Annotated in this window: 7 protein-coding genes; 1 reads left to right on the top strand and 6 read right to left on the bottom strand. The window is 38.6% G+C overall.

The window, feature by feature from the left end:
• The 4 genes from GQR45_RS06330 to GQR45_RS06315 form a co-directional block, all read right to left on the bottom strand.
• On the bottom strand, nt 1–1,181 hold a 1,181-nt coding region (locus tag GQR45_RS06330; RefSeq protein WP_165725439.1), incomplete at its 3' end, for an IS4 family transposase.
• Between the two features lie 118 nt (nt 1,182–1,299).
• A complete protein-coding gene (locus tag GQR45_RS06325) occupies nt 1,300–2,187 on the bottom strand; it encodes a peptidylprolyl isomerase (protein ID WP_165725438.1) in 888 nt (295 codons plus the stop codon).
• Between the two features lie 32 nt (nt 2,188–2,219).
• A complete protein-coding gene (locus GQR45_RS06320; protein ID WP_165725437.1) occupies nt 2,220–5,909 on the bottom strand; it encodes a translocation/assembly module TamB domain-containing protein in 3,690 nt (1,229 codons plus the stop codon).
• Nucleotides 5,909–7,636, bottom strand: coding sequence for an autotransporter assembly complex family protein (locus GQR45_RS06315; RefSeq protein WP_024593667.1), 1,728 nt, complete (start codon nt 7,634–7,636; stop codon nt 5,909–5,911). The genes GQR45_RS06320 and GQR45_RS06315 overlap by 1 nt, the downstream gene beginning before the upstream one ends.
• Before the next feature lie 214 nt (nt 7,637–7,850).
• On the opposite strand from GQR45_RS06315, the gene GQR45_RS06310 reads away from it, so the two are divergent.
• The gene (locus GQR45_RS06310) at nt 7,851–8,186 is read left to right on the top strand and encodes a ribonuclease E inhibitor RraB (protein WP_165725436.1); all 336 of its coding nucleotides are present in this window, start codon (nt 7,851–7,853) and stop codon (nt 8,184–8,186) included.
• 35 nt (nt 8,187–8,221) lie between these two features.
• Here the strand turns inward: GQR45_RS06310 and GQR45_RS06305 are convergent, their stop codons facing one another.
• Both GQR45_RS06305 and GQR45_RS06300 read right to left on the bottom strand, forming a co-directional pair.
• Nucleotides 8,222–9,973: a DEAD/DEAH box helicase gene (locus tag GQR45_RS06305; RefSeq protein WP_165725435.1), complete on the bottom strand. Its 1,752-nt coding sequence runs from the start codon at nt 9,971–9,973 to the stop codon at nt 8,222–8,224.
• Between the two features lie 124 nt (nt 9,974–10,097).
• Nucleotides 10,098–10,400, bottom strand: coding sequence for an H-NS histone family protein (locus GQR45_RS06300; protein WP_007586043.1), 303 nt, complete (start codon nt 10,398–10,400; stop codon nt 10,098–10,100).
• Nucleotides 10,401–10,911: the final 511 nt, after the last annotated feature.

Raw genomic sequence — 10,911 nt, 5'->3', positions numbered from 1 at the left:
GGCTCTAGAATGAGGCTTTCTGCCATCGCATAAAAGTATTTTAATTGACGTGGTATGGCTCCAGGTGTTGAATAAGGTAATCCAACAAGCAACCTCATTATTTGAGCTAAACTACCATTGAAACTCAGTTGGTACGGTAAATAATCACCTTTTAATGTGTGGCACATTTTTACCATCTGATATCGCACCATATTATAAGTAAGCAACACTCCCCACAGCTCTTGCTTTACAAGCGCTGGTAAGCGACTTCTTAATGTTAATCGATTGCCCAGCATATATTGCTTTTGTTCCCGATAACCAAGCTCTATCTCCCAGCGGTGACTGTACAAATCGCCTATATCGGCTGACGGATATCGCATCGGATCTGTCATCGATGTCATCACACTGTATGATTTACCCTTTATTTTTCGAGTCACTAACCTCGCTATTAAGGTGTCAGGCAGCGTTGGCCACATCTTTCTTGCTCTTGGGTTGCTGCTAAGTTGGACTAATTTATCATTACGCCCTAATGTTTGAATAACCTCATATTGCACATTTTTTTTCAGGGGGATTAGCCAGTGGCGTTCACTGCCAGTCGTTTGCCATTTATGTAAAAGCCCTAAAGAATAGAAACCTTTGTCGAATAAAGTGAGACTGTTATCGGGGGTGGTTTCTATAAGCTTTTCAGCCAGCACCATTTCATTGACCTTGTAATCATCAAAAGCACTCCCCGTGATTATGTGGCTGCTTAGCTCCATTTGACACACCATTCTGACCTGTGGGTATTGTGTATTGGTCGGTTTTGTAAAGGCTTCATTGTTTTGGGGTGAGTCATCCGTACGCCAAACAACACCATCGACACCAAGCAAGGTAAGCCCATTCCAATGAGGATGATTAGCGCCATTATTCCAATGCCTTTGGGTGCATTCAAATAAGGCTTTCATGGCGGCTTCACCTAGGTTTTTACGACACTGAGTTAAAGCACTTGGCGCAACAAATGGCTTACCCTCGCGGTCAACAATGTCGAGCATATTAACGACATCGGCCATCGATTCTAGGGTTAGTTTTCTTTTTCGTAGTGTAACGGTTTCGGTCAGTGCATAGGCTTCTTCGATAAGAGATAAAGGGAGTAAATCTACGAGTGTTTCAACGTCATTAGGTTTGATGTTGTTAATAATATCGAGAGCATTAGAAAGTTGCATAAAAAAATCCGAATTCTACAAAAGAATTCGGATTCTTACATACCTAGAAGATCGTTCAAGTGCTATTAACTAATTCTTAAATGATCGGCATTAGAGCCAGGGCTCCTTTTTACATTCTTTAATTAACTTCGCGCTTAGTGGGTATGGGCATACCACACACATCAACGTAGTTATGTGCTTTAACAAACCATGGTTCAACACGGTTTTTACGAGCACTGATTAAATTTTTAAACACTGATGAGTTTGTTTTCATCACTTTAAATATACTTTTATCGCTTTGTACATCGCCAAGTACTTGTATATTGGTAATTGGGTTAAATGCTTTTCCTTCAGTTGGTGTACGCGCTAAACGATTAAAATGCTCTATACCTTCGAGCACTCGGCCAAACACCGTAATGTTTTTATCAAGGTAACGAGGGCCTTGCCCTATGGTTACAAAAAACTCCGTACTCGCACTATTTATATCGTTATCGCGCGCCATTGCAAACACACCACTACAATGCACTTGCCATGTTTGCGTATGTGCTGAGTTTTGAGCAACTGCAAAGCCGTTTAAAAAGCCAGTAACTGGTGCATATCCGTCGCCATTTAGCTCAGTAATTAAAAGTGGTTTGTTTGTTGTTAAATAAAACTCAGCAGGGACCGTTTTATCTGCCGTTTTAATTAACTTTTTACCCGAGCTGTCCCCGCCTTGCGCTACAAAACCTTCAACAAACCGATAAACGCTAGTATTTTTATAAAACCCTTCTCGCGCTAACTTTTTAATGTTTTGAACGTGCTTTGGGGCAAGCAGTTCATTAAGTTCAATGTACGCATCGCCCGTTGGCAGCGTTATCTTTAAAGTATTTTGAGAGTCCACTACTCGCCAGTCATTATCTGTTGCACTAGCAATTACTTCACTCGCGCTCAATAAAGGTAGCTCTTGATTAGCAACATCATCACCGAGTTGTTGAGCACAACCGCTCAAAAAAACACTAAGCAGAGCTGGCAATATAACTTTTTTCATCGCTTATATCCTTATAATTATTATAGTTTTGGTTATTCCCAATCAAACTTATATAGCACATCAACATTTTGGTATAGCCCGCTCGTTATTTCTATGTATAACTGTGAAAGTAACTGATATCGCACAGCCACTTCACTGAGCGAATCAAATACACCCACGCTATATTTAACTTGCAAACTGGGTGCTACGTAACCTGATATTTCTACTTTGGTGCTATCACCACTACCTGATGAGCTTAAACTTACATCTGACAGCCCAAAGGTTTCACCTACCTTAGAAACAACCCCTTCGCTGCGGCTAACCCCTTGAGAGAGTAATAACTGCGTGAGCATAGCATCGCTTGACGAACTTTCTCCATCACCTAAAGGCTGGCCATTAAGTAAATATGCAAGTGCTTGTGCTTGATCCATCGCAGGCTCAGAAAATATCTTGAGCGTTGGTTGTTCAACATTACCTGTGAGCGTAACCCCTGCAATCACACCGTTTGCAGTCGTATCTGGGTTACGTATTGCTTTAATATTTAAAAATGGTTGTTCAATTGAACCGCTAAAACCTACTTGCCCGGTGCTGATTATTAAATCTTGCCCAAAGGCTAAATAAGTACCTTCAATTAAGTTAAGCTCACCTGTGGCTATGATTGGCGCACCTTGACTCATTTTTATCGCTAAATCACCCGCAACTTTTGATTCCAAGCCAAACGACTCTACTTTTACATCGTTTTTAACAATCACTTTTAAATCTATGTCGTAATCAAACGGAACTGTTTCTGTGGCCTCAGTTTTTTGATCAACAATAATTTCATCATCGCTAACTTGCACCGCGCCCTCAGGAAGCTCTTCAATCATTATACGACCGTAAGGCACAACTACCTCACCAGCAAGCTTGAGTGCATTATTAGCCAAGCCTATTTTTAAATCCGGCGATACTTTAAAAGTGACCCCTTGCTGCGCACGTACATAAAACTGCTCGCCAACTACAGCCACATTTACAGCAGGCTGCGCACCTTGCCAATCAACGTCACCGGTTAGATTTATTTTACCGCCTTGATTGTCGTTTAAGTTGCCTTTTATTGTGGCTGTTGTTTTATCAAACAATACGTTTATATTTGAGTTTTGCAGCGCTATAGGTAATTGCTCGCCCTCTAAACTAATATCGCTAACATTAAGCTCCCCATTTAATAAAGGATCTTTTAACGTACCTGCTAACGCCACTTTACCGCTAATATCACCTTTTAACTGCTCGAGGGTTTCAAGAAAAGGTTGTAAGTCTGAAAGGAGTATTTTATCAATATTAATGGTGCCATTAAGCGCTTGCGTATTTTGTATATCGTCGATATTAATTTGTGTATTAATTTTGCCTAATACACTTGATTCTAAATTAGCTTCAAGCTTGCCAATTTGAGAATCCGAAAACGCACTAATACTTAATGTTTCGATTGGTAATTTAAAACGATCTTCTTCCGAGGTTAGTACTGCTTCTAAGTCGCTAGAATCGATATTTGCGCGTAATGTTTTAAGCGCGCCGCTTTGCCAATTAAGTGCTACATCGCCAGCTATATTACCGCGAGTACGAATGCTATTAGGTAAAAAGTGCTTAAGCTCCTCAAGTGCTAAATTGCTTAGTTTAGCATTTAGCTGACCGAGATTTTTTGACTGCGCTAAGGTGTCTATACATAATTCACTTTGATCAGATGCCCAACAATGTGCACTCACATCAAAGTCGCCACTTTGCGTATTAACCATAATGGCAATATTTTTAGTATTACTAAAACTAAGCTTTTTATCGCTGAGCGTTACATTACTAAGCTCGCCATTCCAAGTGGTATTATTAATTTTGCCATTAACTTCAAGCTCTACACTGCCTTGCTCGGCATCTATAGATGCCGTAAGTTGGTGATCTGTTTTGTCGCCGCTAATATCAATTTTAACGCTATTAATTTGCTGTTCGGCTACAAGCGCCGAACCAACACTTACCGAAACATCGGTTTGCCAATCGGCTGCGGTATCTAACTGCCCTTTTACTGATAGTTTATTAATGTTTATTTCATCAAAAATAAAGCGATCTAGTATTAGTGCTAAATCAACAGAGGGCGTTAACCTTTCCCCTCTCACTTTTAAATTTGCGTTGCCGTCTGCAGTAAATGGAATATTAGCTTTTTCATCACTTTTTAGTGTTACTTTGCCATCAACCTGCCAAGTGTCATCAACTTGCCCGCTTAGTGCTAATTTATTGGTGCCGCTACTTAAATAAAAGCTATCAATATTAGCTTTTAACATATTGTCGAGCTTAAAGTTTGAGGCAAATTCTAGTGGCACGTCGTTAAGTAATCCGCTTAACTTTGTATTATTCATTTGTAGCTGCCACTTGTCGTCAGCTGCATTGAACGAGCCTTTAAACTGTCCTGAAATATCACTGGTAGCGGCATCAGTTAAGTACTGCGCTTTTAAGTTAGCAAGCGTGCCATTAAAGTTAGCCTGTATGCCTTTTTGCCAATCAACATTGGCTTTTATAGTTGCACTGCTTTCGTTTGCTTTAATGCTTAGCGCTTGTAAAGTTGCTTTGGTAAGACTACCTTTTAATTGGGTACTTAAGTCAACAGCTGGGTACGCGCCTAGTTGGCTATTCGCCTGAAGGCTAAGCTGATAGTCGTCAGCATTACCTTGTGCGTTAAGGTTAACATTTCGTACTTTAAGTTCATTACTTTGTGCATCAATAAGCCACAGCTTAATTTTTCCATTTAACTCAAATGGATAGTTTTTTTGCTTTAAATTTGCCGTTGCCGTTAAACTAAGCGGATATTGCCCCTGTGTTTCTAAATTTAAGTTTAGATTTGATAAGTCGCCATTCAACTGCAAATTGGCTTGGTGCTCGTCACTTTGTAAAACAACATCCCCTTTCACGGGCAAATTCCCTGCAAGCTCAGCGTTAAGATGCGTATTAAGCTCCCACTGTTCATACTTTGCTGAGAATGACTCTAAATTAATAACCGCATCTTCCACACTTAATTGCAGCGAGATATTTTCAATAACATGCTGGGCTTCGTTTTGCTCAATCGTAATGTTAGCAATTTCAAAGTCTTCAACAACTAAATCAAGTGGCGAAGTAAATTCTATATTAGGCAATGCGGGTAGGTGCGTTAAAGGCGCTTGAGTATTTTGCGCCGTTTGTGTTTTCGCATCTTGTTCTTGCTCTTTTAAGGCAACAAGTATGGTGGGAATATTCAGGCTTTTAACCGTCAGCTTTGAACCCTCTGCTTTTGCTGAGAGTTTAAAGTTATTAACGCTTACGTTTGCACTTGGATGCTCTAGAGTAAATTTATTGATCGCAATGTTTTTTACAGCAATATTAAAAGGTAAGCTGATTTTTTCAAGCGGCTCTGCCGCGGCTTCTTCTTGTGAATCTGCAGTTTTTGGTAATGTTAAATTTATAGATTTAGCACTTAAGTTATCTATACAAATTCCATCGCACTGCCACCAAAACAAATCAATTTTCAATTGTTGTGCATTAAAGTCCAATCCGTTGCTAGCAAAGCGTACATTAAAGGCATCATTATAAATAAAACGGCCATCTTTAATTTCAATATGTAGTCCATCTACCGCTTTGTTTGCACTATAAGCAATAAATTGATTACCGGGTGCGGTAAATAACAAACAAAATAGTGCAACAACTAACGTGACAAAAATAGCACTTACGGCGGCTGTTATCTTTTTTAATACTGACATTAAATTTCTGGCCCTATGGTAATACTTAAACGTGTGCTTTTACTTTCTTTTGTTAATCCCCAAGCGTGGTCTATACGCACGGGGCCAACGGGAGTTAAATAGCGAAAACCAAAACCAGCACCTACTTCAAAATCATCAGAAAAATCATTAGTCGCAGTACCACCATCAACAAATAAAGCTGCTCGCCAATTTTTAGCAAACTGGTAGTTATATTCCATCGTGCCCGATAGTAAATACTTACCACCTATTAGCTCGCCGTCATCGTTCTCGGGCGAAATTGATTGGTACGCAAAACCACGAACGCTTTGATCGCCACCTGCGTAAAACCGAAGTGAAAATGGCACGTTGTTAATATCATCAACAAGCATTGCTCCTACATTCGCTTTTAAAAACACCAAGTGGCGGTCAAAATAAGTGCGTAGCCATGCATGTTGCATTTGCACCCTAATCAGATTAGTACTCGAAAGCACATCATCTAAGCCAAACTCAGCAGATATAAGCCACTGCTCTCCCCAATAAGGAGTCGTGCCGCCTTTTGATTTTTTGCGCGCGTAGCTAATGCCAGGCATTAACATTTCGGTACTTTCTTCGTCTTCATCACCAATACGGTAGGTTTCTTGGTCGCGGCGTAAAAATGCAGTACGCACCCACTTATTTTCGGTCAACCATTGGCGCTGAACCTGCCCCGTTAATATTTCACTGTAAGTGTCGTTTGTGAGCTCATCTTCTAATTTATAACCGACAGAGAATCGCCATAAATCATCATTAGGATCATCAACCGGAATTGTATAAGCCATGGAAATATCTTGCTGCTTTTGCGCCACATTTAAATTAGTTTCGAGGTAATGGCCGTCTTCTGTGATCCACGGTTTACTCCATTTAAAACGCACCTTGGGTCCTAAGTCAGTACTGAAACCACCGCCAATTTCATAGCTGTTAGCTGGCTTGGGTAATACTTCAACTTTAATCGGTACTTGGCTATTTTTGCGCGCTGCTATGTCAGCATAAACACGCACACTGGCAAAATAAGGGGTACTTGATAAATCCAAGTTATAGTCAGCAATATGTGTTGATTTATAAGGTTGGCCCTGCGAGAAAGGCGCTATAGAGCGTATGTATTTTTCAGCGGGTGTACTACTGGCAATTTGTATATCGCCAAACTGATACCTAACTCCGGTATCAATTATGAAAGTAATAACAGCACTATTTTTTTTAAGCGACACTTCTAATTTGCGCGCTGGCCACTTAGCATCAAAATAACCTAGCTCTAGTAGCATAGATTCTATTTTTTTATGAGCAGAGTCATATTTACCATGGTTTAAAACATCACCTTGCTTTAAGTGATTGCTTTTAATCAATGCCTGTAATTGGGTATCGCTTTGACCATCACCGTTTAGCGTAATATTAATTGCTTCTATGCGAGTTGCAGGCCCCCGTTCAACTTTAACAATTAGCTCGCTGTCGTCTTTATCATAAATAACCTCGACGGTCGGGCTATAATAGCCAAGTGCTTTGATGCTATTTTGTACTTGTTTTTGAGCATAACGGCGAAGTGTACGGGTTGGCTTCTCGCCAATTAACTGCTTGAGGTAAAGAGCTACGTTATTTTCTAAATCGCCACTTAACCCTTCAATTTCGTAATCTTCTATGACTCTTTCTGCCGCATAGCTATTTGTCGCAATTAAAGCGCTCACAACACACATGCAACGTAAAAACTTAATAAACAAGTAAATATCCTTACTTTTAATATCTTACAAAAAACTGGTTAATTACCCGCATATTAGCATAGCCATAATGAGCAACACATTAACTTAATAACAATCTAACGCGTAAATTTAACTTTGAATAAATATCAGCATAATTAAAATTAGTACGCGTTAAGACAATATTTTAGTTACAATAGTGCCTACGAATAAAAAATTAATTTTAAATGAGTTTTTAATGCAATTCCCTGATGATGATAACGGCCAACTTTTAGCCGAAATAGCCGCTGCTGGCATTGATTTAAATAAAATGCACCAAGTCGATTTTTTTATTTTATTTGAACAAGAAGCCGATGCTGAAAAATTTGCTAAAGAAATAGTCTCTGATGCATTAGTTCAAAATGCTGAGCTTGAAAAATGTAAAGACACTGGCGTTTGGGAAGTAATCACTCAAGTACAAATGGTGCCAGAGCACACCCTTTTAGGACAAGCAGAGCAATACATTGAAAGCATTGCTAATAGCTTTAATGGATACGGTGACGGCTGGGGATTAATGGACGGTGAGGAGGCTTAATTGCCTTTTAGTTCAATGTACTCTATCAGTTAAGCTTAGCGGCTTAACTGATTTGCCTTCCTAAAATTGCCTTTATAATCAAATAGCTTATCAGCTACTTTCCAACCATATTTTTTGCTTTTTCGTGCAATAACAAAATCCGGTGGTACTAATTCAAATTGTGCTTTTACTACTTGCTCTGCAGTTTTAAAATTAATAGGTGTTTGCCCAAGCCCCACACGTTGACCAAATTGCTTATTAAATATAAATTGCCCGCCTTTATTTGCGAGGTTATATACTTCATCGCAACTTGCACCATCTTCATCAAAATACGTTATTTTAATAAGTTCATCTTTAATTTGAGTTACCGATAACCCACTACATCGAAGCACAAGTGCGTCTTTTAAGTTTAATGCATTACGTAACTTATCATCAGGGTCGGCCATTACCGCGCCGCAATCATGGCATTTACGTGCAGCAATATCATTTTGGGCACCGCACTGCTCACACTCTTTAAACCTAAAACGATAATCGCACTGCTCTTTATGCCCATCATCGTCTTCTAACAGCCCTTTACAGCGCCTGCCAAAGTGCTCTATTACTTTTCCTGCAGAATCAGTTTTACCCCAAAATATATTCGCAAAACCACAGCCAGGACAAAGTACCTGCACAGGTTCATTATCACTATCGCCTTTTTTATCGCCTACTTCTGGGTGAAATAAATTAAAACCATTGCCAGCATAATCTATTACTAAGCAATCCGTTTTTGATTCAGATAACCTGAGACCTCGCCCCACAATTTGTTGATATAAACTAACTGATTCTGTAGGTCTTAAAATAGCTATAAAGTCGACATGTGGCGCATCAAAGCCGGTTGTTAGTACCGATATATTAACTAGATACTTTAATTGCTTAGCTTTAAATTGCTTAATGATTTTATCGCGCTCAGTGTTTGGCGTATCACCTGTTATAAGTGCACTTTGATGAGCTGGTAGGTAGCTTAATATTTCCTGAGCATGCATTACCGTGGCGGCAAAAACCATAACACCTTCACGCTCTTCACTGTATTGAATTACTTGCTGTAATATAGCTTTCGTTGCGCGCTCACTGTTTTTTAAAAGCGCATTCATATCATCAGTCGTATATTGCCCAAATGCATTGCTATCTAGAGACGAAAAATCATAATGGCTAATCGCTGCATCAACTTCGTTTGGCGGCGTTAAATAATTATGTTTGATCATATACCTGAGCGGCAATTCAAAAATACAACTTTTAAACGGGCTTTCATTAGTCCCTTTAACAAAGCCATGATAATGATGATGGTATATCCACCCCGTCCCTAGCCGATAAGGTGTTGCTGTTAAACCCAATACTTTTAACTGAGGGTTATATTCTTTTAAACTACTTATTACTTTTCCGTACTGGCTTTTTTTATCCCCATTTACTCTGTGGCATTCATCAATAATAAGTAACGAATAATGCTCATTTAATTTATTTAAATTACGAGAAAGTGATTGCACACTGGCAAAGGTTACTTGATGGTTTAATGACTTTTCTTTTAAACCTGCTGAAAATATACTCGCCTCTAAACCAAAACTTTTATATTTTTGCGAATTTTGCTCTACCAACTCTTTTACATGAGCAAGTACTAATATTTTTTGCTTAGCAATACGGGCAAGTTCAGCAATAACCAAACTCTTACCTGCGCCGGTTGGTAGTACAATAACGGCAGGATCATTACTCTTTCTAAAGTGTAAAACGGTGCGTTCTACGGCTTCTTGCTGGTAAGGTCTTAGTTTATAGCTCATGGGAAAACAAATAGGTTTGAGTGAAGAGATTTTAGCAAATAATAGCTGGGAGTTTTAAACTTTAATTATATTTTATTGAGGGGGAAACAAAAAAGAGAAGCCGAAGCTTCTCTTATATTTAGCTTTAGGCTAAAAATTTCTCAAGCTCAACACCTTCAAACGCTTTAGGACGACGGCCACGGCCTGTCCATTCAATAGTCTCACCATTAAGTTCCATGCGGTACTTAGGCTTAACTTTAGTACGTTTGTCTGATGCTCCATCTTGTAAATCTTCTAGCGTAAGTCCTTTTTCTTTTAAAAGATCCAAAACTTCCTGTTTCGCTTTTTGCTGCTGGGTATATTTTGAAATTGCATCATTGATAAGCTGTTGGGCTTTTTCAAGATCCGTTAATGATGCTGTTTTAATAAAAGATCGGACTTCTTTCATTTATATCTCGCTAAATTGTGTGATTGGATTTGTTTAAATATTCTTTTTTAGTATAAGGGTATTTTTCAGGAATGACTATTACAAGATATAAACTAAATAATCCCTCTGTTAAATATACGCTATTAGTCCTACCTTATTAAATTAGGAGTAATTTAATATAAATTGTCGATGTATAAGGGAACTTCATTTTATAAAATATATAGTCGATAAAAAATACTACTAATCCGTTGAATAATAAATGCCAGCTTTCAGTACAATAAAGCAGCTATGAACTTATATGTAATTTGCAAATATCATTACTTCGACTCTATTAAAAAACCACATTATCTATTTTTCGTGTCAGGTGAATATAATCGGAAAATCACAAGGTAACAAACTTAAAAATGAAGTGGGCCAGTAAGTACATACAAACCATAATTAAAACTTTAAAGATAAAATAGCAAACCAAATGTAAAAAGGTCAGAAGCATAAGCAACTGACCTTTTTTATAATCGTCAACGTATTAAAGACG

The sequence above is a fragment of the Pseudoalteromonas sp. SA25 genome, assembly GCF_011378705.1.
GTDB lineage: Bacteria > Pseudomonadota > Gammaproteobacteria > Enterobacterales > Alteromonadaceae > Pseudoalteromonas > Pseudoalteromonas arctica.
The sequence above is the reverse complement of the archived record's forward strand: the minus strand, read 5'-3'. Positions and strand labels throughout refer to the sequence as shown.